Raw genomic sequence first — 22,413 nt, forward strand, 5'->3', positions numbered from 1 at the left:
GCTTCACCGCCAGACCGACTCAATGACTTACTCCATTAAGGGGACAACCATGGAAGCCAGGGCCCAGGCGCGGTACATCCGCGTCACGCCCATGAAGGCCCGCCGCGTGGTGGACCTCATCCGTGGCCTGCCGGCCACGGAGGCCCAGGCCGTCCTGCGTTTCGCTCCGCAGGCCGCCACCGTGCCGGTGGGCAAGGTGCTCGACAGCGCCATTGCCAACGCCGCGCACAACTACAACCACTCCAACGTGGACGACCTCGTCATCAGCGAGGCGTACGTTGACGAGGGTCCGACCCTGAAGCGGTTCCGCCCGCGTGCCCAGGGCCGCGCCTACCGGATCCGCAAGCGGACCAGCCACATCACCGTGGTCGTCAGCAGCAAGGAAGGGACCCGGTAATGGGCCAGAAGGTTAACCCGCACGGGTTCCGCCTCGGCATCAGCACGGACTTCAAGTCCCGCTGGTACGCCGACAAGCTGTACAAGGACTACGTCAAGGAAGACGTTGCCATTCGTCGCATGATGACGAAGGGCATGGAGCGCGCCGGCATCTCGAAGGTTGAGATCGAGCGCACCCGCGACCGCGTCCGCGTCGACATCCACACCGCCCGCCCCGGCATCGTCATCGGTCGCCGTGGCACCGAGGCCGACCGCATCCGCGGCGACCTCGAGAAGCTGACCGGCAAGCAGGTCCAGCTGAACATCCTCGAGGTCAAGAACCCCGAGCTGGACGCCCAGCTCGTGGCTCAGGGCGTCGCGGAGCAGCTGTCCTCCCGCGTCTCCTTCCGTCGTGCCATGCGCAAGTCGATGCAGGGCACCATGAAGTCCGGCGCCAAGGGCATCAAGGTCCAGTGCTCCGGTCGTCTCGGCGGCGCCGAGATGAGCCGTTCGGAGTTCTACCGCGAGGGCCGTGTGCCGCTGCACACCCTGCGCGCGAACGTCGACTACGGCTTCTTCGAGGCCAAGACCACCTTCGGCCGCATCGGCGTGAAGGTCTGGATCTACAAGGGCGACGTCAAGAACATCGCCGAGGTCCGCGCTGAGAACGCCGCTGCCCGCTCGGGCAACCGCCCGGCCCGTCCCGAGGGTGGTCGTCCCGCCCGCGGTGGCGAGCGCCGTGGTGGCGAGCGCGGTGGCCGTGGCCGTCGCCCCGCCGCTTCCGAGGCCCCCGCGGCCCCGGTCGCCGAGGCTCCGGCTGCCGAGAACACCGGAACGGAGGCCTGACCGTCATGCTGATCCCCCGTCGGGTCAAGCACCGCAAGCAGCACCACCCCAAGCGCCGCGGCGCCGCCAAGGGTGGCACCGAGCTCGCGTTCGGCGAGTACGGCATCCAGGCCGTCACCCCGGCCTACGTGACGAACCGGCAGATCGAGTCCGCTCGTATCGCCGTCACCCGTCACATCAAGCGTGGCGGCAAGGTCTGGATCAACATCTACCCGGACCGTCCGCTCACCAAGAAGCCGGCCGAGACCCGCATGGGTTCCGGTAAGGGTTCGCCCGAGTGGTGGATCGCGAACGTGCACCCGGGTCGGGTCATGTTCGAGCTGTCGTACCCCAACGAGAAGGTGGCTCGTGAGGCGCTGACCCGCGCAGCTCACAAGCTCCCGATGAAGTGCCGGATCATCCGGCGCGAGGCAGGTGAGAGCTGATGTCGGCCGGCACCAAGGCTGCTGACCTCCGCGAGCTGGACAACGAGGGTCTCGTTGCCAAGCTCCGTGAGGCCAAGGAGGAGCTGTTCAACCTCCGCTTCCAGGCGGCGACCGGGCAGCTCGACAACCACGGACGGCTCAAGCTCGTCCGTAAGGACATCGCGCGGATCTACACCCTGATGCGCGAGCGCGAGCTGGGCATCGAGACGGTGGAGAGCGCCTGATGACTGAGAACACCAACGAGACGCGCGGTTTCCGCAAGACCCGTGAGGGTCTCGTCGTCAGCGACAAGATGGACAAGACCGTCGTCGTCGCCGTCGAGGACCGCGTCAAGCACGCGCTGTACGGCAAGGTCATCCGCCGTACGAACAAGCTGAAGGCGCACGACGAGGCGAACGCCTGCGGCATCGGCGACCGGGTCCTCCTCGCGGAGACCCGCCCGCTGTCCGCGACGAAGCGCTGGCGCGTCGTCGAGATCCTCGAGAAGGCCAAGTAACGAAGTTGATGCGGTACGGCCGTATGTGCACCGGGTCCCTCGCGGGCGCCGGTGTGAGCAGCGGCCGGCCCGTCAGCTCTCGTTGACGATCAGGAGAAAGCTGTGATCCAGCAGGAGTCGCGACTGCGTGTCGCCGACAACACGGGCGCGAAGGAAATCCTTTGCATCCGCGTTCTCGGTGGTTCCGGTCGCCGCTACGCCGGTATCGGGGACGTCATCGTCGCCACCGTCAAGGACGCGATCCCCGGCGGTTCGGTGAAGAAGGGTGACGTCGTCAAGTGCGTCGTCGTCCGTACCGTGAAGTCGCGCCGTCGTCCCGACGGTTCGTACATCCGGTTCGACGAGAACGCCGCCGTCGTCCTCAAGAACACCGATGGCGACCCCCGCGGTACCCGCATCTTCGGCCCGGTGGGCCGCGAGCTGCGTGACAAGAAGTTCATGAAGATCATCTCGCTTGCGCCGGAGGTGCTCTAACTCATGGCGAACAGCATGAAGATCAAGAAGGGTGACCTGGTTCAGGTCATCACCGGCAAGGACCGCGGCAAGCAGGGCAAGGTCATCCAGGCCATGCCCGCCGAGAACAAGGTCCTGGTCGAGGGTGTGAACCGGGTCAAGAAGCACACCAAGCCGGGCCCGGGCACTCAGGGTGGCATCGTCACCGTCGAGGCCCCGGTGCACGTCTCCAACGTCCAGCTGGTCGTGGAGAAGGACGGCAAGAAGGTCGTCACCCGCGTTGGCTACCGCTTCGATGACGAGGGCAACAAGATCCGCGTTGCCAAGCGAACCGGTGAGGACATCTGATGTCTGAGACGACTGTTGAGAAGGTGACCCCCCGTCTCAAGGAGCGTTACAACTCCGAGATCAAGGGTCAGCTGCAGGAGCAGTTCTCGTACGAGAACGTCATGCTGACGCCCGGCCTGGTCAAGGTCGTCGTCAACATGGGTGTCGGCGAGGCCGCCCGTGACAGCAAGCTGATCGAGGGCGCGATCCGCGACCTGACCGCGATCACCGGTCAGAAGCCGGCCGTGACCAAGGCTCGTAAGTCCATCGCGCAGTTCAAGCTGCGCGAGGGCCAGCCGATCGGCACCCACGTCACCCTCCGCGGTGACCGCATGTGGGAGTTCCTGGACCGTCTGGTTTCGCTGGCCCTGCCGCGAATCCGTGACTTCCGCGGCCTCTCCCCGAAGCAGTTCGACGGCCGTGGCAACTACACCTTCGGTCTGACCGAGCAGGTCATGTTCCACGAGATCGACCAGGACAAGGTCGACCGTCAGCGCGGTATGGACATCACCGTCGTGACCACCGCCCAGACCGACGACGAGGGCCGGGCGCTCCTGCGCGCTCTGGGCTTCCCGTTCAAGGAGGCGTAACACATGGCGAAGAAGTCCCTCATCGCGAAGGCCGAGCGGAAGCCGAAGTTCGGCGTCCGGGCCTACACCCGGTGCCAGCGCTGCGGCCGTCCGCACTCGGTGTACCGCAAGTTCGGCCTCTGCCGTGTCTGCCTCCGTGAGATGGCGCACCGTGGCGAGCTGCCGGGCGTGACCAAGAGCTCCTGGTAATCCAGGCGCTTTAGGCACACAGCGAAGCAGAGGTGCCCGATCCCACACCGGTCCGTTTTGGGCCTGCCGTACGGAGTCCCGTAAGGTAGTGGGGTCGGGCCCCCTGCCACGGCTTCCCCATGGATGTCCGTGGCCCTCTACGGAGGGCTCGCACCCAGTCTTACGACGTCGCAGGTCCCCTGCGCTTGTGCCCCTGCCGAACTCGGAAGAGTGCGGAAGGGGGACCTGGCGCGGAGAAACCGCGGCGAGAGAGGCCTGAGGCCATCATGACCATGACCGACCCCATCGCAGACATGCTCACGCGTCTGCGTAACGCGAACTCGGCGTACCACGACTCCGTGGCGATGCCGGCCAGCAAGATCAAGGCGCACGTCGCCGAGATCCTGCAGCAGGAGGGGTACATCTCCTCCTACAAGGTTGAGGAGCCCGTCGAGGGCGAGGTCGGCAAGAAGCTGACCATCGAGCTCAAGTTCGGCCCCAACCGTGAGCGCTCCATCGCCGGCATCAAGCGCATCAGCAAGCCGGGTCTGCGTGTTTACGCAAAGTCCACCAACCTGCCGAAGGTTCTCGGCGGCCTGGGCGTGGCGATCATCTCCACGTCCTCCGGCCTCCTGACCGACAAGCAGGCCGCCAAGAAGGGCGTAGGCGGAGAAGTTCTCGCCTACGTCTGGTAATTCGGGAAACGGAGGTACAGCAATGTCGCGCATTGGACGGCTGCCCATCCAGGTCCCCGCTGGCGTGGACGTCACCATCGATGGCCAGACGGTCTCGGTGAAGGGCCCGAAGGGCACCCTCACCCACGTCGTCGCCGCGCCGATCGAGATCGGCAAGGGCGAGGACGGCACTCTGGCTGTCACCCGCCCCAACGACGAGCGTCTGTCGAAGGCCCTGCACGGCCTGACCCGCACGCTGGTGGCGAACATGATCACCGGCGTGACCGCGGGCTACCGCAAGTCGCTGGAGATCAGCGGTGTCGGCTACCGAGTTCTGGCGAAGGGCTCCGACATGGAGTTCCAGCTGGGCTACAGCCACCCGATCGTCGTCGAGGCCCCCGAGGGCATCTCCTTCGTCGTCGAGTCGGCCACCAAGTTCCACGTGGACGGCATCGACAAGCAGAAGGTCGGCGAGGTCGCCGCGAAGATCCGCAAGCTGCGTAAGCCGGACCCGTACAAGGCCAAGGGTGTCAAGTACGCGGGCGAGGTCATCCGCCGCAAGGTCGGAAAGAGTGGTAAGTAAGCGATGAGTGTCTCTGTCAAGATCGGCAAGGGCAACGCCTACAAGAGCGCCGCTCGCAAGCGCCGCGCGATCCGCGTTCGCAAGCGCGTCGTCGGCACCGAGGTGCGTCCGCGCCTCGTCGTGACGCGCTCGAACCGTCACATGGTCGCCCAGGTCATCGACGACGCCAAGGGTCACACCCTGGCGTCGGCGTCCACCCTCGACGTGTCCATCAAGGGCGCCGAGGGCGACAAGACCGAGCTGGCCAAGAAGGTCGGGAGCCTGGTCGCCGAGCGCGCCAAGGCCGCCGGCATCGAGTCGGTCGTCTTCGACCGCGCGGGCAACCGGTACGCCGGCCGCATCGCCGCCCTGGCGGACGCGGCCCGCGAGGCCGGGCTCGACTTCTAAGCCGCTCGTCGACCCTGTCGACGGACGTAAACGAGAGAGGTAATTCCAATGGCTGGACCCCAGCGCCGCGGTAGCGGCGCCGGCGGTGGCACCGGCGGTGGCGAGCGGCGCGACCGTAAGCGTGACGACCGGGGCAACGCCCCCGCCGTCGAGAAGACCGCTTACGTCGAGCGCGTCGTCGCGATCAACCGTGTCGCCAAGGTTGTCAAGGGTGGTCGTCGTTTCAGCTTCACCGCGCTGGTCGTGGTGGGCGACGGTGACGGCACCGTGGGTGTCGGTTACGGCAAGGCGAAGGAGGTTCCGGCCGCCATCGCCAAGGGTGTTGAGGAGGCCAAGAAGAACTTCTTCAAGGTCCCCCGTATCCAGGGCACCATCCCGCACCCGATCCAGGGTGAGAAGGCCGCCGGCGTCGTGCTGCTGAAGCCCGCCGCCCCCGGTACCGGTGTTATCGCCGGTGGTCCGGTGCGCGCCGTCCTGGAGTGCGCCGGCATCCACGACATCCTGTCGAAGTCGCTCGGCTCGGACAATGCGATCAACATCGTGCACGCCACCGTGGCCGCTCTGAAGGGCCTCGTGCGCCCCGAGGAGATCGCCGCCCGTCGTGGTCTGCCGCTGGAGGACGTGGCCCCCGCCGCTCTGCTGCGGGCGCGTGCTGCTGGGGTGAGCGCCTGATGGCTCGCCTGAAGATCACGCAGACCAAGTCGTACATCGGCAGCAAGCAGAACCACCGTGACACCCTGCGTTCGCTTGGTCTCAAGCGCATGCACGACGTCGTGGTGAAGGAGGACCGTCCCGAGATCCGCGGGATGGCCCACACGGTCCGTCACCTGGTGACGGTTGAGGAGGTGGACTGATCATGGGCGAGAACCCGATCAAGATCCACAACCTGCGTCCCGCCCCGGGTGCCAAGACCGACAAGATCCGTGTGGGTCGTGGTGAGGGCTCCAAGGGTAAGACCGCTGGTCGTGGTACCAAGGGCACGAAGGCCCGCTACCAGGTTCCGCAGCGCTTCGAGGGTGGCCAGATGCCGCTCCACATGCGCCTGCCGAAGCTGAAGGGCTTCAAGAACCCGTTCAAGATCACCTTCCAGGTCGTCAACCTCGACAAGCTGGCCGAGCTCTACCCGCAGGGTGGAGAGGTCACGGTCGAGGACCTGGTCGCCAAGGGCGCGGTTCGCAAGAACTCCCTCGTCAAGGTGCTCGGCACCGGCGAGGTCTCGGTTGCCCTGCAGGTGACGGTCGACGCCGTCTCCGGCTCGGCCGCCGAGAAGATCAAGGCCGCCGGCGGTACGGTCACCGAGCTCGTCTGAGCCCGCTGAGAACCGCTTTCGAGCCCCGCACCTCCTCCGGGAGGTGCGGGGCTCGTGCCTTTTCCGGGCCCGCGGTGTCCGGTGTCCCGAATCCGACGGTCGTTTTCCGGAACTCCGGGGCCTGTGAAGACGCTCGTTCTTTTGTGTGGCAAACCCGGGCATCCCGTACCCCGTGAGTGGGGGAGGGGCCGTACGCGCTTCTTCGGAGTGGCCGCGCACTGTTAGAGTCCGTGGAGTTCCCTTGTAGGCTGCGCGTAGGCTCGCCTGTGCCGTCTGTACGGGGGCCCGAACCGCAAACTCCCCATTCAGGACCGACCCTCCCGCCGACGACGCGCGGGAGGCGCAGGAGGCACCGTGCTCAGTGCGTTCGCGCGGGCGTTCCAGACGCCCGACCTGCGCAAGAAGCTGCTGTTCACGCTGGGCATCATGGTGCTGTTCCGCCTGGGCTCGCACATCCCGATTCCTGGCGTGAGCTTCACGGCCGTGAACGAGTGCGTGAAGGAGACCAAGAACAGCGGCCTCTTCGGGCTCGTCAATCTGTTCAGCGGTGGCGCGCTCCTCCAGTTGACGATCTTCGCGCTCGGCATCATGCCGTACATCACCGCGAGCATCATCCTCCAGCTCCTCACAGTCGTGATCCCGCGACTGGAGATGCTGAAGAAGGAGGGCCAGGCCGGCCAGACCAAGATCACCCAGTACACCCGCTACCTGACCATCGCGCTCGCCGTGCTCCAGGGCACCGGCATCGTGGCGACGGCCTCCAGCGGCGCGCTGTTCTCCGGCTGCCCGCTGGCCAACCAGATCGTGCCGGACACCGGCGTGTTCCGGATCGCCGTCATGGTCCTCACGATGACGGCCGGCACCACGGTCATCATGTGGCTGGGCGAGCTGATCACCGACCGCGGCATCGGCAACGGCATGTCGCTGCTGATCTTCACCTCGATCGCGGCCCAGTTCCCGTCCTCGATGTGGGCGATCAAGCAGTCCGGCACCATCGGCGGCGGCTGGGTCGAGTTCCTCTCCGTGGTCGCGGTCGGCATCGTCGTCGTGATGCTCGTCATCTTCGTCGAGCAGGCCCAGCGCCGGATCCCGGTCCAGTACGCGAAGCGGATGATCGGCCGGCGGGCGTTCGGCGGCACCTCGACCTACATCCCGCTCAAGGTGAACCAGGCCGGTGTCATCCCGGTCATCTTCGCCTCGTCGCTGCTCTACATCCCCGCCCTGGTGGTCCAGCTGACCAACAGCCAGGCCGGGTGGGCGACCTGGATCCGGACGAACTTCGTCAAGGGTGACCACCCGATCTACATGGCCACCTACTTCCTGCTGATCGTCTTCTTCGCCTTCTTCTACGTCGCGATCTCCTTCAACCCCGAAGAAGTTGCCGACAATATGAAGAAGTATGGTGGGTTCATCCCGGGTATCCGGGCCGGTCGGCCGACGGCCGAGTACCTGAACTACGTGCTGACCCGAATCACGTGGCCGGGTTCGCTCTACCTGGGCCTGATCGCGTTGATCCCGATGATCGCCCTGGTCGCCTTCGGACAGCAGACCAACTTCCCGTTCGGCGGCACCAGCGTTCTCATCGTCGTCGGCGTCGGACTCGAAACTGTGAAGCAGATCGAGAGCCAGCTCCAGCAGCGCAATTACGAAGGGTTCCTCCGCTGATGCGTATCGTCCTCGTTGGTCCTCCCGGGGCCGGGAAGGGTACTCAGGCGCACCTGCTCGCCAAGACCCTGTCCATCCCCCACATCTCCACCGGCGACCTCTTCCGTGCCAACATCGGCCAGGGCACCCCGCTGGGGCTCGAGGCCAAGAGCTACATGGACGCGGGCCGCCTGGTACCGGATGAGGTCACCATCGGGATGGCCAAGGACCGCATGCTCCAGGAGGACGCCGTCAACGGCTTCCTGCTCGACGGCTTCCCCCGCAACCTCGGCCAGGCCGAGGCGCTCGACGACTTCCTCGCCGAGCAGGGCATCAAGCTGGACGGCGTCCTGGACCTGGAGGTCCCCGAGGACGAGGTCGTCAAGCGGATCGCCGGACGCCGGCTCTGCCGCAACGACGGTGGCCACGTCTTCCACGTGGACTACAACCCGCCGAAGGTCGAGGGCGTCTGCGACGAGTGCGGCGGCGAGCTGTACCAGCGCTCGGACGACACCGAGGACAAGGTGCGCACGCGCCTGGAGGTCTACCACACGGAGACCGAGCCGATCATCGGTTACTACAAGGAGCAGGGTCTCCTGGTGACCATCCCGGCCCTCGGCAAGGTGGACGAGGTCACCGCCCGCGCGATCGAGGCGCTGAAGCACGACAGCTGAGTCTCTCGGCGAACGTACGACGGTACGGCCGGGTCGCCCGCCCAGCGGGTGGCCCGGCCGTTTCGGCGTCGTACGGTGGTAGGGCAGTGGTAATCCGGACTTGGAAGGCGTGACCAGATGGTGGAGATCAAGACCCCCGAGCAGATCGCGAAGATGCGAGCGGCCGGGCTGGTCGTCGCCGAGGCCCTCAAGGCCTGCCGCGAGGCGGTCGTCCCGGGGGTGACCACCCAGGAGCTCAACGACGTCGCGGACAAGGTCATCACCGACCACGGTGCCACCTCGAACTTCCGCGCCGACCACGGCGGCCTCTGGTTCCCGGGCGTGATCTGCGCCTCGGTGAACAACGAGGTCGTGCACGGCATCCCGGGCGACCGGGTGCTGCAGGAGGGCGACGTCATCTCGATCGACTGCGGCGCCATCCTGGACGGCTGGCACGGCGACGCCGCGATCACCGTGGCGGTCGGCGAGGTCCGCCCGGAGGTCGAGATGCTGAGCCGGGTCACCGAGGGCTCGATGTGGGCCGGCATCGCCCAGATGAAGAAGAACAACCGCCTGGTCGACGTCTCCAAGGCGATCGAGGGCTTCATCCGCCGCCAGCCGCTGCCCCCGAAGGGCAAGTGGGGCATCACCGAGGGCTACGGCGGCCACGGCATCGGCACCGCGATGCACATGGAGCCGCACGTGCTGAACTACGTCGAGCGCGGCCGCGGCAAGGGCCCGAAGCTCGTCCCGGGCACCGTGCTGGCGATCGAGCCGATGGTCTCGCTGGGCACCCCGCACACCACCGTGCTGGACGACGAGTGGACGGTCGTCACCAACGACGGCACCTGGGCCTCGCACTGGGAGCACTCGGTGGCCGTGACCGAGCAGGGCCCGCTGGTGCTGACCGCATTCGACGGCGGCAAGGCCGAACTGGCGAAGCTGGGCATCACCGCAGCTCCGGACCCGCTCGCGTAGTCGCGCGGCGCTCGACCGGCGTCGCTGACGAGGGATCAGGGCCCTGGGGGTTTGGACCTCCAGGGCTTTTGTCCTATTTTTATCGGCTGGCAGTGGTCCACTCGTGGTCCACTGCGAACTGACCGGCAAACGAGCGATGCAGGAGAGCACGTGCTCAAGGGATTCCGCGACTTCATGATGCGCGGCAACGTCGTCGACATGGCCGTCGGTGTGGTCATCGGTGCCGCGTTCACCGCGGTGGTGACCGGCTTCGTGTCCGCCTTCCTCACCCCGCTGGTGGGCGTGGTGGTCGGCGCCGCCGGCGACTTCAGCTCGTACAAGGCGACGGTGGCCGGGGTCACCTTCCCGTACGGCCAGTTCCTCAACGTCCTGATCGCGTTCGTGATGACGGCCGCGGTGCTGTACTTCTGCGTGGTGCTGCCGATCACCAAGGCGACCGCGCGGTACATGCCGAAGAAGCCGAAGGCCCCGAAGCGCCCCTGCCCCGAGTGCCTCACCGAGATCCCCGAGGCGGCCCGCCGCTGCTCGGCCTGCACCGCCCACGTCGAGCCGCTGACGCTCACCACCGGGGTCTGAGCCGACGGCTGTGACGGGTGCCGCTTTCCGGGACCCCCGTTTTGGTCCACCCCACGCGCTGGCGTAGGATGGACCGTCGGCTCACTCGTAGCGTGCTTCAGCACGCCCTCTTCCCCTCGGGGGCGGGGTGAACCCAGGTTCGCACGAGCGTTCCGCATACGGTAGCCGGTCCCGGAAGGTGGATCTCGCAGTTCATGGCTAAGAAGCAAGGCGCCATTGAGATCGAGGGCACCGTGATCGAGTCTCTTCCGAACGCGATGTTCAAGGTCGAGCTGCAGAACGGTCACAAGGTCCTCGCGCACATCAGTGGCAAGATGCGCATGCACTACATCCGCATCCTGCCGGACGACCGGGTCGTCGTGGAGCTCAGCCCCTACGACCTCACGCGCGGCCGGATCGTCTACCGCTACAAGTAAAACGTCAGATCTAGACCCGGAGAACCTGAAACATGAAGGTCAAGCCGAGCGTCAAGAAGATCTGCGACAAGTGCAAGGTGATCCGCCGTCACGGCCGGGTCATGGTGATCTGCGACAACCTGCGCCACAAGCAGCGCCAGGGCTGATCCTCCCCAGCATTTCTCGTAGTACTTCGCGCGACGCGAAAACGTCATAAGCGGGCTGCCCGATCCGTCCTTTCCGGGACGGACTGCCACCCCCGGTCAGAGGCCGGGGCTCCCTCACCGTGAGGTGTCGGAGTAGGTAGCACGCAAGACCTCTGAAAAAGCACAGGAGCCTTGAATGGCACGCCTCGCCGGCGTTGATCTCCCCCGTGAGAAGCGGATCGAGATCGCCCTTACGTACGTGTACGGCATCGGCCGTACCCGCGCCCAGCAGACCCTCGCCGAGACCGGCGTCAACCCGGATGTCCGCGTTCGCGACATCACCGAGGAAGACCTGGTCAAGCTGAGCCAGTACATCGACTCGAACTACACGGTCGAGGGTGACCTCCGCCGTGAGGTGGCCGCCGACATCCGCCGCAAGGTCGAGATCGGCTGCTACGAGGGTCTGCGTCACCGCCGTGGCCTGCCGGTCCGCGGCCAGCGCACCCACACCAACGCGCGTACCCGCAAGGGCCCGCGTCGCGCGATCGCCGGCAAGAAGAAGCCGGGCAAGAAGTAGTCCGTCCCGTAACCGGACATCCCTCCGGCCCGCGGGTCAGCGGACCGACCACCTCAGTAGGAGAACAGACTTATGCCCCCCAAGGGTCGTCAGGCTGCCGGCGCGAAGAAGATCCGCCGCAAGGAAAAGAAGAACGTCGCTCACGGCCACGCGCACATCAAGAGCACGTTCAACAACACCATCGTTTCGATCACCGACCCCGCGGGCAACGTGATCTCCTGGGCCTCCGCCGGCCACGTCGGCTTCAAGGGCTCGCGCAAGTCCACCCCGTTCGCCGCGCAGATGGCCGCCGAGGCCGCTGCCCGTCGCGCGCAGGAGCACGGCATGCGCAAGGTTGACGTCTTCGTGAAGGGTCCGGGCTCCGGCCGCGAGACCGCGATCCGTTCGCTCCAGGCCACCGGCCTGGAGGTCGGCTCGATCCAGGACGTCACCCCCACCCCGCACAACGGCTGCCGTCCGCCGAAGCGCCGCCGCGTCTGACGTAGCGCCTTCGGGCACGCTGGGTTTGCTTTAAACCTCGTACGGGCTCCCGTTTTTTGCGGGAGCCCGTACGCTTGGTCCTGTCGGCATCAAATAGTGGGTGCCGAAGACAACTGGAGGAACATCCCCCATGCTTATCGCTCAGCGCCCCTCGCTGACCGAAGAGGTCGTCGACGAGTTCCGCTCGCGGTTCGTGATCGAGCCGCTGGAGCCGGGCTTCGGCTACACCCTCGGCAACTCCCTGCGCCGCACGCTCCTGTCGTCGATCCCGGGTGCCGCTGTCACCAGCATCCGCGTCGACGGCGTCCTGCACGAGTTCACCACCGTGCCGGGCGTCAAGGAGGACGTGACCGACCTCATCCTCAACATCAAGCAGCTGGTCGTCTCCTCGGAGCACGACGAGCCGGTCGTGATGTACCTGCGCAAGCAGGGCCCGGGTGTCGTCACCGCCGCCGACATCGCCCCGCCGGCGGGTGTCGAGGTGCACAACCCGGAGCTGGTCCTCGCCACGCTGAACGGCAAGGGCAAGCTGGAGATGGAGCTGACCGTCGAGCGCGGTCGCGGCTACGTCTCCGCCGTCCAGAACAAGGCCTCCGGCCAGGAGATCGGCCGCATCCCGGTCGACTCGATCTACAGCCCCGTGCTGAAGGTCACCTACAAGGTCGAGGCCACCCGTGTCGAGCAGCGGACCGACTTCGACAAGCTGATCGTCGACGTCGAGACCAAGCCCGCCATGCGCCCGCGTGACGCCATGGCCTCGGCCGGCAAGACCCTGGTGGAGCTGTTCGGTCTCGCCCGCGAGCTGAACATCGACGCCGAGGGCATCGACATGGGCCCGTCCCCGACGGACGCCGCCCTGGCCGCCGACCTGGCGCTGCCGATCGAGGAGCTGGAGCTCACCGTTCGGTCGTACAACTGCCTCAAGCGCGAGGGCATCCACACCGTGGGTGAGCTCGTCGCCCGCTCCGAGGCCGACCTGCTCGACATCCGCAACTTCGGTGCGAAGTCGATCGACGAGGTCAAGGCGAAGCTGGCCGGCATGGGCCTGGCCCTCAAGGACAGCCCGCCCGGGTTCGACCCGACCGCCGCCGCCGACGCCTTCGGCGCCGACGACCTGGACGACGCGGGTTACGCGGAGACCGAGCAGTACTGAGTTTGGACGGGGGCGGCCCTCGGGTCGCCCCCTGTTCGATGAAAGAAAGCCGCCTGGGCACAGTGCACAGGCGCCCGCTCCGGTACCTGATACGGCCGGAGTCGGAGATTTAAGGAGCTACCATGCCCCGTCCCGCGAAGGGTGCCCGCCTCGGCGGTGGCCCCCACCACGAGCCGCTGCTGCTCGCCGGCCTCTGCCGCGAGCTCTTCCAGTACGGCCGCATCACCACGACCGAGGCCAAGGCCCGTCGGATGCGCCCGCTGGCGGAGAAGCTGATCACCAAGGCGAAGAAGGGCGACATCCACAACCGTCGCCTGGTGCGCAAGACCATCACCGACGTGTCGGTGCTGCACACCCTCTTCACCGAGATCGCGCCGCGCTACGAGAACCGCCCGGGTGGTTACACCCGTATCACCAAGATCGGTCCCCGTCGTGGCGACAACGCCCCGATGGCCGTGATCGAGCTGGTCGAGGCGCTGACCGTCGCGCAGAACGCCGTCGGCGAGGCCGAGGCCGCCACCAAGCGCGCCGTCAAGGAGGCCGACGAGGCCGCCGCCGTCGAGACCAAGGCCGACGAGGCCGAGGCCGCCGAGCAGGCCTGACGCCTCTAGGTGTTCCGCGGGCCCGTTTCCCCACTCGTGGGGGAGCGGGCCCGTTCCTCATCCCCGGGAGATGTGAGAAGCAGTGGTCAACGATTGCGCCGAGCAGCCGCCGGTGAAGGACGGCCCGGCCGACGGGTACGTCCGGGTCCGGCTCGACCTCGCCTACCAGGGCGCCGAGTTCTCCGGCTGGGCCCGGCAGAAGGGCGGCCGGCGGACGGTCCAGGAGGAGATCGAGACCGCGCTGCAGATCGTCACCCGCAGCCCCGAGCTGTTCCCGCTGACCGTGGCCGGCCGCACCGACGCCGGGGTGCACGCCCGCGGCCAGGTCGCGCACGTCGACCTGCCGGCCGAGCTGTGGGAGGCGCACCGGGAGAAGCTGCTGCGCCGGCTGGCCGGCCGGCTCCCCGGGGACGTCCGGATCTACCGGGTCGGCGAGGCGCCGGCCGGGTTCGACGCCCGCTTCTCGGCGGTCTGGCGCCGGTACGCGTACCGGGTCGCCGACCACCCGGGCGGGGTGGACCCGCTGCTGCGCGGCCACGTGCTCTGGCACGACCGGCCGCTGGACGTCGACCGGATGAACGAGGCGGCGAAGCTGCTGCTCGGCGAGCACGACTTCGCCGCGTACTGCAAGAAGCGCGAGGGCGCGACGACCATCCGCACCCTGCTGGAGCTGCACTGGGACCGCGTCCCGGTGGACTCCTACGCGGCCCAGGAGGGCTCGCTGGCGGTCGCCACCGTCCGGGCCGACGCCTTCTGCCACAACATGGTCCGGGCGCTGGTCGGCGCGATGCTGCTGGTCGGCGACGGGCACCGGCCGGTGGAGTTCCCCGGCGAGGTGCTGGCCGGCGGGGTGCGCAACTCCGCCGTCAACGTGATCCGGCCGTACGGGCTGACGCTGGAGGAGGTCGGCTACCCGCCGGACGACCAGCTGGCCGAGCGGAACCGGGCGGCCCGCCGGATGCGCACCCTTCCGGGCCAACCGGCCGTGTCCCGGGGGGAGCCCGGCGCCGGGTCGGGGGAGCCGGAGGCCGCATCCTAAATCGGTTTTGGCCCTGCGCGTCGGCTTGGGACAATCGCTCCCATGGGACACGTCGAGATTTCGCACCTTGAGTACTACCTGCCCGACGGACGGGTGCTGTTCGACGACGCGTCCTTCCGGGTCGGCGAGGGCGCCGCGGTCGCGCTGGTCGGCGCGAACGGCGCCGGCAAGACCACCCTGCTGCGGATGATCGCCGGGGACATCCAGCCGCACGGCGGCTCGGTGACGATCAGCGGCGGGCTCGGGGTGATGCGCCAGTTCGTCGGCACCACCGGCCGGGAGGACCAGGAGTCCACCCCCGGCGCGCTGCCGGCCGACGCCTCCGTGCGCGACCTGCTGGTCTCGGTCGCCCCCGCGCGGATCGCGGTGGCCGCCCGCGCGGTGGACGCCGCCGAGCTGGCGATGATCGCCCAGGACGACGAGAAGACGCAGATGGCCTACGCCCAGTCGCTCTCCGACTGGGCCGACGTCGGCGGCTACGACTACGAGACCGACTGGGACGTCTGCACCATGGCGGCCCTCGGCATGCCCTTCGACAAGGCCCAGTGGCGCGGCCTGAACACCCTCTCCGGCGGCGAGCAGAAGCGGCTCGTGCTGGAGGCGCTGCTGCGCGGGCCGGAGGAGGTGCTGCTCCTCGACGAGCCCGACAACTACCTGGACGTCCCGGCCAAGCTCTGGCTGGAGGAGGCCATCAAGGCCACCTCGAAGACCGTCCTGTTCATCTCGCACGACCGCGAGCTGCTCTCCCGTACCGCCGACAAGATCATCAGCGTGGAGACCGGCGCGGCCGGCAGCAGCGTCTGGGTGCACGGCGGCGGCTTCGACACCTTCCACGAGGCCCGCAAGGCCCGCTTCGAGCGCTTCGAGGAGCTGCGCCGCCGCTGGGACGAGGAGCACGCCAAGCTCAAGAAGCTGGTCGTCAACCTGCGCCAGGCCGCTTCCGTCAGCCACGACATGGCCTCCCGCTACTCCGCCGCCCAGACCAGGCTGAAGAAGTTCGAGGACGCCGGCCCGCCGGAGGCCCCGCCGCGCGAGCAGAGCATCACCATGCGGCTCAAGGGCGGGCGCACCGGCGTGCGCGCCTTCACCATGGAGCGGCTGGAGCTCACCGGGCTGATGCAGCCCTTCGACCTGGAGGTCTTCTACGGCGAGCGGGTCGGTGTGCTGGGCGCGAACGGCGCCGGCAAGTCGCACCTCCTGCGGCTGCTGGCCGGCGACGAGACGGTCGCGCACAGCGGCGACTGGAAGCTGGGCGCCCGGGTCGTGCCCGGCCACTTCCGGCAGACCCACGCCCACCCGGAGCTGTTCGGCCGTACCGTCCGCTCGATCGTCGAGGAGGAGCACGCGCTCAGCCGAGGCGCCGCGATGGGCGCGTTGCGCCGGTACGAGCTGGACCGCCAGGAGGAGCAGAAGTTCGAGTCGCTGTCCGGTGGGCAGCAGGCCCGGCTGATGATCCTCAAGCTCGAACTCTCCGGTGTGACGGCCCTGTTGCTCGACGAGCCGACCGACAACCTGGACCTGGAGAGCGCCGAGGCGCTGCAGGCCGGGCTGGAGGCCTTCGAGGGCACCGTGCTCTGCGTCACCCACGACCGCTGGTTCGCCAAGACCTTCGACCGCTTCCTGGTGTTCGGGGCGGACGGCCGGGTGTTTGAGTCCGCCGAGCCGGTCTGGGACGTGACCCGGGTGGACCGCGAACGGTGAGCGGCGGGCGGGCCGCCGATGGTGGACGCCCGGGCATTTTTGACCGACCCGGGCCCTGCCGGTAACCTGGACGCTTGATGTGCGTATTGGCTCGCTCTATCTCACGTGAGAGGTCGGTACGCCGGAGACATCAGGTCGTCGACCAGCGGTCATCCTTGAATTGCGTCCAAGGCTGATCAGGCTGCTCTTCCGTCCCGGTGCTCCTGTCAGGACTCACTCACTGAAAAGCGAAGGCTACGACCGTGCGTACGTACAGCCCCAAGCCCGGCGACGTCCAGCGTCAGTGGCACGTCATCGACGCGACCGACGTCGTGCTCGGCCGCCTGGCTTCCCAGGCCGCCAACCTCCTCCGGGGCAAGCACAAGGCGATCTACGCGCCGCACGTTGACACTGGTGACTTCGTCATCATCATCAACGCCGACAAGGTGCACCTGTCCGGTAACAAGAAGACCCAGAAGCTGGCCTACCGCCACTCGGGCTTCCCGGGCGGTCTGCGCTCGGTGCGCTACGACGACCTGCTGGCGAACAACCCGGAGAAGGCCGTCGAGAAGGCCATCAAGGGCATGATCCCCAAGAACAGCCTGGGCCGTCAGATGCTCTCCAAGCTGAAGGTCTACTCGGGCGACCAGCACCCCCACGCTGCCCAGCAGCCGGTGCCGTTCGAGATCACCCAGGTCGCGCAGTAATTCGGCCACCAAGCCCCCCAACACTGAAAAGAGCTGAGGAACACCGTGGCCGAGACCACTGAAACCCTTGAGGTCGACTTCGACGAGGCCGTTGAGGCCGTCGAGGGCGAGTACACCTCCGAGGAGAGCTACACCTCCGAGTCCCTGGCCGGCCGCTTCGGCGAGGCCACCCCGGGCGCCGGCCTGGGCCGTCGCAAGGAGGCGATCGCCCGCGTGCGCATCGTCCCCGGCACCGGCCAGTGGAAGATCAACGGTCGCACCCTCGAGGGTTACTTCCCCAACAAGGTGCACCAGCAGACCGTGAACGAGCCCTTCAAGCTCCTCGAGCTGGACGGTCGTTACGACGTCGTCGCCCGCATCAGCGGTGGCGGCGTGTCCGGCCAGGCCTACGCGCTGCGCCTCGGCGTCGCCCGTGCCCTGAACGAGGCCGACGTGGACAACAACCGCGGCGCGCTGAAGAAGGCCGGCTTCCTGACCCGTGACGCCCGCGCCGTCGAGCGCAAGAAGGCCGGTCTCAAGAAGGCCCGCAAGGCGCCGCAGTACAGCAAGCGCTAATCGCGTCCCAGGGGGTGCGGTCCGCCCTGGCGGCGCATCCCCTGGTTGTGCGAAACCGTCGCCCCGGAGTACCACGTGTACTCCGGGGCGACGTGTTCCCCGGCTACTGTGCGGCGGTCGGGGCTCTTCGGTTGGGTTCCGAGCAGTGGTGTGATGGAGGACGGGACAGTGGGACGACTCTTCGGTACGGACGGCGTACGCGGGGTGGCCAACGAAGGACTGACGGCGGAGCTCGCGCTCGGGCTGTCCGTCGCGGCGGCGCACGTGCTCGGCGAGGCCGGCGCCTTCGAGGGCCACCGGCCGGTCGCGGTGGTCGGCCGCGACCCGCGTGCCTCGGGCGAGTTCCTGGAGGCCGCCGTCATCGCCGGTCTGGCGAGTGCCGGAGTCGACGTCCTGCGGGTCGGCGTCCTGCCCACCCCGGCCGTGGCGTACCTCACCGGCGCGCTCGGCGCCGACTTCGGCGTGATGCTGTCCGCCAGCCACAACGCCATGCCGGACAACGGCATCAAGTTCCTCGCCCGCGGCGGCCACAAGCTGGACGACCGCATCGAGGACGCGATCGAGTCCCACTACCGCAAGCACACGCTCGGCGAGGAGGACTGGAAGCGCCCGACCGGCGCCGCCGTCGGCCGCGTCCGCGAGTACACCGAGGGCTTCGACAAGTACGTCGCCCACCTGATCGGCGTGCTGCCCAACCGCCTGGACGGCGTCAAGGTCGTCATCGACGGCGCCCACGGCGCGGCCGCCTACGTCGCCCCCGAGGCCTTCGCCCGGGCCGGCGCCGAGGTCGTCCACACCCTGGGGGCCGAGCCCACCGGCCTCAACATCAACGACGGCGTCGGCTCCACCCACCTGGACCGGCTGCGCACCGCGATGAAGGAGTACAAGGCCGACCTCGGCATCGCCCTGGACGGCGACGCCGACCGCTGCCTGGCCGCCGACGCCGACGGCGACGAGGTCGACGGCGACCAGATCATCGCCATCCTCGCGGTCGCCATGAAGGAGGCCGGCACCCTGCGCGGCAACACCGCGGTGGCCACCGTGATGTCCAACCTCGGCTTCAAGCTGGCGATGGAGCGCGAGGGCATCGAGCTGGTGGAGACCGCCGTCGGCGACCGCTACGTGCTGGAGGCCATGAAGGAGCACGGCTTCGCCCTGGGCGGTGAGCAGTCCGGCCACGTCATCCTGCTGGACCACGCCACCACCGGCGACGGCACCCTGACCGGCCTGATGCTGGGCGCCCGGCTGGCCGCCACCAAGCAGCCGCTGGCCGACCTGGCCGCCGTGATGACCCGGCTGCCGCAGGTCCTGATCAACGTCAAGGGCGTCGACAAGTCCCGGGTGAGGACCAGCACCGAGCTGGCCGCGGCCGTCGCCGGGGCCGAGGCCGAACTGGGCTCCACCGGCCGGGTGCTGCTGCGCCCGTCGGGCACCGAGCCGCTGGTCCGGGTGATGGTCGAGGCCGCCGACGCGGCGCAGGCCGACGCGGTCGCGCGCAAGCTCGCCGAGGCCGTCAGCACCCACCTGGGCTGAGGCCGGCCGGGCGCGCCGCCCACCGTGTGACGAAGGCCCCCGCCGAGCTCGGCGGGGGCCTTCGTCACGTCGTGGTTCAGAGCTTGCGCAGCAGCGCCCGGCGGACCTTGTGGTCCGCGCCCTTCTGCAGGATCAGGGTGGCCCGGCCGCGGGTCGGCAGCACGTTCTCCAGCAGGTTGGGCTTGTTGATGGTGCGCCAGACCTGTCGGCCGTACTCCATCGCCTCCTCCTCCGGCACCTCGGTGAAGCGGCGGAAGTAGGAGTTCGGGTCCTGGAAGGCGGTCTGCCGCAGCTTGCGGAACCGGTCCAGGTACCAGTGCTCGATGTCGTCGGTACGGGCGTCGACGTAGATCGAGAAGTCGAAGTAGTCGGCCACCGCGAGGCGGGTGCGGCCGTCGCTGCCGGGCAGGGCCGGCTGGAGCACGTTCAGGCCCTCGACGATCAGGATGTCCGGGCGCTCCACGGTCAGCCGCTGGTCCGGCACGATGTCGTACACCAGGTGCGAGTAGACCGGCGCGCTGACGCTCTCCTTGCCCGCCTTCACGTCCGCGACGAAGCGCATCAGCGCCCGGCGGTCGTACGACTCGGGGAAGCCCTTGCGGGCCATCAGGCCGCGGCGGCGCAGCTCGGCGTTGGGGAGCAGGAAGCCGTCGGTGGTGACCAGTTCGACCCGGGGGTGCTCCGGCCAGCGGGCGAGCAGCGCCTGGAGGAGGCGCGCGGTGGTGGACTTGCCGACGGCCACGGAGCCGGCCACGCCGATGATGAACGGGGTCCGGGTGCGCTCGGTGTCCGGGGTGTCCAGGAAGGTGCCCAGGGTGCCGCGCAGCTCGTGCGTGGCGTGGATGTACAGGTTCAGCAGCCGGGACAGCGGCAGGTAGACGTCACGGACCTCGTCGAGGTCGAGGGCGGTGCCGAGGCCGCGCAGCCGCTCGACCTCCTCGGCCGTCAGCGGCAGCGGCGTACGCTCGCGCAGCGCGCTCCACTCGGCCCGGCTGAGGTCAACGTAGGGGGACGGTGACGGGCCGGGCGTGGCGGCGCCCCGCGTACAGAGTTCGGTCAGCACATGCTCCATTGTGAGCCGTAGCGGCGTTCACGGTGGTTGTGGTGTCGGTCACGCAGCGTTCGCGGGAGGGGGGAATACGGCCACAGAACCGCCCTTATGCTGGCACGCATGTGCGGAATTGTTGGATACGTGGGCGCGCAGTCCGCCCTCGACGTAGTAATCGCAGGCCTGCAGCGCCTGGAGTACCGGGGTTACGACTCGGCCGGTGTCGCGGTGCAGGTTCAGGACTCGGACGGGCAGTGGAGCCTGTCCACGGACAAGCGGGCCGGGAAGCTCGCCAACCTCCAGAAGTCGCTCGCCGAGAACCCTCTGCCCGGCGGCACCACCGGCATCGGCCACACGCGCTGGGCCACCCACGGCGGCCCGACGGACGCCAACGCCCACCCGCACCTGGACGACGACCAGCGTGTCGCCGTGGTGCACAACGGCATCATCGAGAACTTCGCCCAGCTGCGCGCCGAGATCGCCGAGCGCGGCCACACCCTCCGGTCCGAGACCGACACCGAGGTCGTCGCCCACCTGCTGGGCGAGGCCTACCAGGGCGACCTCGCCGAGGCCATGCGCGTGGTGTGCCGTCAGCTGGAGGGCGCCTTCACCCTCGTCGCGGTGCACGCCGACGCCCCGGACGTCGTCGTGGGCGCCCGTCGCAACTCGCCGCTGGTCGTCGGCCGCGGTGAGGGCGAGAACTTCCTCGCCTCGGACGTCGCCGCCTTCATCGCGCACACCCGCGAGGCGATCGAGCTGGGCCAGGACCAGGTCGTCGAGCTGCGCCGGGAGGGCGTGACCGTCACCAACTTCGACGGCACCCCGGCCGACGTGCGCGAGTACCACGTCGACTGGGACGCCTCCGCCGCCGAGAAGGGCGGCTACGACTACTTCATGCTCAAGGAGATCGCCGAGCAGCCGAAGGCCGTCGCCGACACCCTCCTCGGCCGGATCGGCACCGACGGCCGGCTCACCCTCGACGAGCTGCGGATCTCCGACGCCGACCTGCGGTCGGTCGACAAGGTCGTCATCGTCGCCTGCGGCACCGCGTTCCACGCGGGCATGATCGCCAAGTACGCGATCGAGCACTGGACCCGCATCCCCTGCGAGGTCGAGGTCGCCTCGGAGTTCCGCTACCGCGACCCGATCATGGGCCCGGGCACGCTGGTCATCGCCATCTCGCAGTCCGGCGAGACCATGGACACCCTGATGGCCCTGCGGCACGCCCGCGAGCAGGGCGCCAAGGTGCTGGCGATCTGCAACACCAACGGCTCCACCATCCCGCGCGAGTCGGACGCCGTGCTGTACACGCACGCCGGCCCCGAGGTCGCGGTCGCCTCCACCAAGGCGTTCCTGACCCAGCTGGTCGCCTGCTACCTGGTCGCCCTCTACCTGGGCCAGGTGCGCGGCACCAAGTGGGGCGACGAGATCTTCGCCGTCATCAAGGAGCTCGGCGACGCGCCCAAGCAGCTGGAGCAGGTCCTGGAGACCATGGAGCCGGTGCGCGAGCTGGCCCGCTCGCTGGCCGACGCCCGCTCGGTGCTGTTCCTCGGCCGCCACGTCGGCTTCCCGGTGGCCCTGGAGGGCGCGCTCAAGCTCAAGGAGCTGGCGTACATGCACGCCGAGGGCTTCGCGGCGGGCGAGCTCAAGCACGGCCCGATCGCGCTGATCGAGGAGGGGCTGCCGGTCGTGGTGGTCGTGCCCTCGCCGCGCGGCCGGTCGATCCTGCACGACAAGATCGTCTCCAACATCCAGGAGATCCGGGCCCGCGGTGCCCGCACGATCGTCATCGCGGAGGAGGGCGACGAGACCGTCGCGCCGTACGCGGACCACCTGATCCGCATCCCGGTCACCCCGACCCTGCTCCAGCCGCTGGTCTCCACCGTCCCGCTGCAGGTCTTCGCCTGCGAGCTGGCCACGGCCAAGGGCCACGAGGTCGACCAGCCGCGCAACCTGGCGAAGTCGGTCACCGTCGAGTAGTCGCTCGCCGTCCGGCACGGCGTCCCTGCGGTGG

At 68.4% G+C, this 22,413-nt stretch carries 32 protein-coding genes; 31 read left to right on the forward strand and 1 reads right to left on the reverse strand.

The features are described from left to right. Nucleotides 1–49: 49 nt before the first annotated feature. From rplV to glmM, 30 genes are all read left to right on the forward strand, one after another. Nucleotides 50–397 (forward strand): 50S ribosomal protein L22, encoded by a 348-nt coding sequence (gene rplV / locus ACYP53_RS11685; RefSeq protein WP_030055822.1) that lies wholly within the window; start codon nucleotides 50–52, stop codon nucleotides 395–397. After that, nucleotides 397–1,221 carry a 30S ribosomal protein S3 gene (rpsC, locus tag ACYP53_RS11690; protein WP_030393298.1) on the forward strand — a complete coding sequence of 275 codons (825 nt, stop codon included), beginning with the start codon at nucleotides 397–399 and terminating at the stop codon, nucleotides 1,219–1,221. Before rplV ends, rpsC begins: the two co-directional genes overlap by 1 nt. 5 nt (nucleotides 1,222–1,226) lie before the next feature. After that, nucleotides 1,227–1,646, forward strand: a complete 420-nt coding sequence (gene rplP / locus ACYP53_RS11695; RefSeq protein ID WP_030055824.1) for a 50S ribosomal protein L16 — start codon at nucleotides 1,227–1,229, stop codon at nucleotides 1,644–1,646. Continuing rightward, nucleotides 1,646–1,870 carry a 50S ribosomal protein L29 gene (rpmC, locus tag ACYP53_RS11700; protein WP_049649042.1) on the forward strand — a complete coding sequence of 75 codons (225 nt, stop codon included), beginning with the start codon at nucleotides 1,646–1,648 and terminating at the stop codon, nucleotides 1,868–1,870. Before rplP ends, rpmC begins: the two co-directional genes overlap by 1 nt. Continuing rightward, nucleotides 1,870–2,142 carry a 30S ribosomal protein S17 gene (gene rpsQ / locus ACYP53_RS11705; RefSeq protein WP_030055826.1) on the forward strand — a complete coding sequence of 91 codons (273 nt, stop codon included), beginning with the start codon at nucleotides 1,870–1,872 and terminating at the stop codon, nucleotides 2,140–2,142. The genes rpmC and rpsQ overlap by 1 nt, the downstream gene beginning before the upstream one ends. A 102-nt stretch (nucleotides 2,143–2,244) precedes the next feature. Then, the gene (rplN, locus tag ACYP53_RS11710) at nucleotides 2,245–2,616 is read left to right on the forward strand and encodes a 50S ribosomal protein L14 (protein ID WP_030393301.1); all 372 of its coding nucleotides are present in this window, start codon (nucleotides 2,245–2,247) and stop codon (nucleotides 2,614–2,616) included. A gap of 15 nt (nucleotides 2,617–2,631) precedes the next feature. Then, complete coding sequence (gene rplX / locus ACYP53_RS11715; protein WP_030055828.1) at nucleotides 2,632–2,943, forward strand: 50S ribosomal protein L24; 312 nt, start codon at nucleotides 2,632–2,634, stop codon at nucleotides 2,941–2,943. Continuing rightward, nucleotides 2,943–3,512 carry a 50S ribosomal protein L5 gene (gene rplE / locus ACYP53_RS11720; RefSeq protein ID WP_030393302.1) on the forward strand — a complete coding sequence of 190 codons (570 nt, stop codon included), beginning with the start codon at nucleotides 2,943–2,945 and terminating at the stop codon, nucleotides 3,510–3,512. Before rplX ends, rplE begins: the two co-directional genes overlap by 1 nt. Before the next feature lie 3 nt (nucleotides 3,513–3,515). Continuing rightward, nucleotides 3,516–3,701, forward strand: a complete 186-nt coding sequence (locus ACYP53_RS11725; RefSeq protein WP_030393303.1) for a type Z 30S ribosomal protein S14 — start codon at nucleotides 3,516–3,518, stop codon at nucleotides 3,699–3,701. A 266-nt stretch (nucleotides 3,702–3,967) separates the two neighbouring features. Continuing rightward, nucleotides 3,968–4,375 carry a 30S ribosomal protein S8 gene (gene rpsH / locus ACYP53_RS11730; RefSeq protein ID WP_030055831.1) on the forward strand — a complete coding sequence of 136 codons (408 nt, stop codon included), beginning with the start codon at nucleotides 3,968–3,970 and terminating at the stop codon, nucleotides 4,373–4,375. Nucleotides 4,376–4,397: 22 nt separating this feature from the next. Beyond that, entirely contained in the window at nucleotides 4,398–4,937 is a 540-nt protein-coding gene (rplF, locus tag ACYP53_RS11735) for a 50S ribosomal protein L6 (RefSeq protein ID WP_189916066.1), read from the forward strand. Nucleotides 4,938–4,940: 3 nt separating this feature from the next. Continuing rightward, the gene (rplR, locus tag ACYP53_RS11740) at nucleotides 4,941–5,324 is read left to right on the forward strand and encodes a 50S ribosomal protein L18 (RefSeq protein ID WP_030280785.1); all 384 of its coding nucleotides are present in this window, start codon (nucleotides 4,941–4,943) and stop codon (nucleotides 5,322–5,324) included. A 48-nt stretch (nucleotides 5,325–5,372) separates the two neighbouring features. After that, nucleotides 5,373–5,996: a 30S ribosomal protein S5 gene (gene rpsE / locus ACYP53_RS11745; protein ID WP_030055834.1), complete on the forward strand. Its 624-nt coding sequence runs from the start codon at nucleotides 5,373–5,375 to the stop codon at nucleotides 5,994–5,996. After that, nucleotides 5,996–6,178, forward strand: a complete 183-nt coding sequence (gene rpmD, locus ACYP53_RS11750) for a 50S ribosomal protein L30 (RefSeq protein ID WP_030055835.1) — start codon at nucleotides 5,996–5,998, stop codon at nucleotides 6,176–6,178. Before rpsE ends, rpmD begins: the two co-directional genes overlap by 1 nt. A 2-nt stretch (nucleotides 6,179–6,180) precedes the next feature. Beyond that, entirely contained in the window at nucleotides 6,181–6,633 is a 453-nt protein-coding gene (gene rplO / locus ACYP53_RS11755) for a 50S ribosomal protein L15 (protein ID WP_189916067.1), read from the forward strand. 354 nt (nucleotides 6,634–6,987) lie between these two features. Further along, nucleotides 6,988–8,298: a preprotein translocase subunit SecY gene (secY, locus tag ACYP53_RS11760; RefSeq protein ID WP_189916068.1), complete on the forward strand. Its 1,311-nt coding sequence runs from the start codon at nucleotides 6,988–6,990 to the stop codon at nucleotides 8,296–8,298. After that, the gene (locus ACYP53_RS11765) at nucleotides 8,298–8,951 is read left to right on the forward strand and encodes an adenylate kinase (protein WP_189916069.1); all 654 of its coding nucleotides are present in this window, start codon (nucleotides 8,298–8,300) and stop codon (nucleotides 8,949–8,951) included. Before secY ends, ACYP53_RS11765 begins: the two co-directional genes overlap by 1 nt. Nucleotides 8,952–9,068: 117 nt before the next feature. Next, on the forward strand, nucleotides 9,069–9,908 hold the full coding sequence (gene map, locus ACYP53_RS11770; RefSeq protein ID WP_189916070.1) for a type I methionyl aminopeptidase: 840 nt from the start codon (nucleotides 9,069–9,071) through the stop codon (nucleotides 9,906–9,908). Nucleotides 9,909–10,058: 150 nt separating this feature from the next. Beyond that, on the forward strand, nucleotides 10,059–10,484 hold the full coding sequence (gene mscL, locus ACYP53_RS11775) for a large conductance mechanosensitive channel protein MscL (RefSeq protein ID WP_189916071.1): 426 nt from the start codon (nucleotides 10,059–10,061) through the stop codon (nucleotides 10,482–10,484). Nucleotides 10,485–10,678: 194 nt separating this feature from the next. After that, complete coding sequence (infA, locus tag ACYP53_RS11780) at nucleotides 10,679–10,900, forward strand: translation initiation factor IF-1 (RefSeq protein ID WP_003956442.1); 222 nt, start codon at nucleotides 10,679–10,681, stop codon at nucleotides 10,898–10,900. A 32-nt stretch (nucleotides 10,901–10,932) separates the two neighbouring features. Then, nucleotides 10,933–11,046 (forward strand): 50S ribosomal protein L36, encoded by a 114-nt coding sequence (rpmJ, locus tag ACYP53_RS11785; RefSeq protein WP_003956441.1) that lies wholly within the window; start codon nucleotides 10,933–10,935, stop codon nucleotides 11,044–11,046. A gap of 175 nt (nucleotides 11,047–11,221) precedes the next feature. Continuing rightward, nucleotides 11,222–11,602: a 30S ribosomal protein S13 gene (gene rpsM / locus ACYP53_RS11790; protein WP_189916072.1), complete on the forward strand. Its 381-nt coding sequence runs from the start codon at nucleotides 11,222–11,224 to the stop codon at nucleotides 11,600–11,602. Nucleotides 11,603–11,674: 72 nt separating this feature from the next. Continuing rightward, nucleotides 11,675–12,082, forward strand: a complete 408-nt coding sequence (gene rpsK / locus ACYP53_RS11795) for a 30S ribosomal protein S11 (RefSeq protein ID WP_030232513.1) — start codon at nucleotides 11,675–11,677, stop codon at nucleotides 12,080–12,082. 130 nt (nucleotides 12,083–12,212) lie between these two features. After that, a complete protein-coding gene (locus tag ACYP53_RS11800; protein ID WP_030232516.1) occupies nucleotides 12,213–13,235 on the forward strand; it encodes a DNA-directed RNA polymerase subunit alpha in 1,023 nt (340 codons plus the stop codon). 122 nt (nucleotides 13,236–13,357) lie between these two features. Continuing rightward, a complete protein-coding gene (gene rplQ, locus ACYP53_RS11805; protein ID WP_189916073.1) occupies nucleotides 13,358–13,837 on the forward strand; it encodes a 50S ribosomal protein L17 in 480 nt (159 codons plus the stop codon). Nucleotides 13,838–13,919: 82 nt separating this feature from the next. Next, on the forward strand, nucleotides 13,920–14,876 hold the full coding sequence (gene truA, locus ACYP53_RS11810; protein WP_229928574.1) for a tRNA pseudouridine(38-40) synthase TruA: 957 nt from the start codon (nucleotides 13,920–13,922) through the stop codon (nucleotides 14,874–14,876). A gap of 42 nt (nucleotides 14,877–14,918) precedes the next feature. Beyond that, a complete protein-coding gene (locus ACYP53_RS11815) occupies nucleotides 14,919–16,577 on the forward strand; it encodes an ABC-F family ATP-binding cassette domain-containing protein (protein WP_189916074.1) in 1,659 nt (552 codons plus the stop codon). Nucleotides 16,578–16,819: 242 nt separating this feature from the next. Next, nucleotides 16,820–17,263 carry a 50S ribosomal protein L13 gene (gene rplM / locus ACYP53_RS11820; protein WP_030055846.1) on the forward strand — a complete coding sequence of 148 codons (444 nt, stop codon included), beginning with the start codon at nucleotides 16,820–16,822 and terminating at the stop codon, nucleotides 17,261–17,263. Between the two features lie 45 nt (nucleotides 17,264–17,308). Then, nucleotides 17,309–17,818 carry a 30S ribosomal protein S9 gene (rpsI, locus tag ACYP53_RS11825; RefSeq protein ID WP_229928575.1) on the forward strand — a complete coding sequence of 170 codons (510 nt, stop codon included), beginning with the start codon at nucleotides 17,309–17,311 and terminating at the stop codon, nucleotides 17,816–17,818. A gap of 168 nt (nucleotides 17,819–17,986) precedes the next feature. Beyond that, nucleotides 17,987–19,351, forward strand: a complete 1,365-nt coding sequence (gene glmM, locus ACYP53_RS11830) for a phosphoglucosamine mutase (protein ID WP_189916075.1) — start codon at nucleotides 17,987–17,989, stop codon at nucleotides 19,349–19,351. A 76-nt stretch (nucleotides 19,352–19,427) separates the two neighbouring features. Here glmM and coaA read toward each other — a convergent pair whose 3' ends face one another. Next, nucleotides 19,428–20,423 carry a type I pantothenate kinase gene (gene coaA, locus ACYP53_RS11835; RefSeq protein WP_189916076.1) on the reverse strand — a complete coding sequence of 332 codons (996 nt, stop codon included), beginning with the start codon at nucleotides 20,421–20,423 and terminating at the stop codon, nucleotides 19,428–19,430. Nucleotides 20,424–20,522: 99 nt separating this feature from the next. Here coaA and glmS point away from each other — a divergent pair, with 99 nt between their 5' ends. Continuing rightward, complete coding sequence (glmS, locus tag ACYP53_RS11840) at nucleotides 20,523–22,379, forward strand: glutamine--fructose-6-phosphate transaminase (isomerizing) (protein WP_189916077.1); 1,857 nt, start codon at nucleotides 20,523–20,525, stop codon at nucleotides 22,377–22,379. Nucleotides 22,380–22,413: the final 34 nt, after the last annotated feature.

It is taken from the genome of Kitasatospora sp. Ki12, from assembly GCF_054601375.1.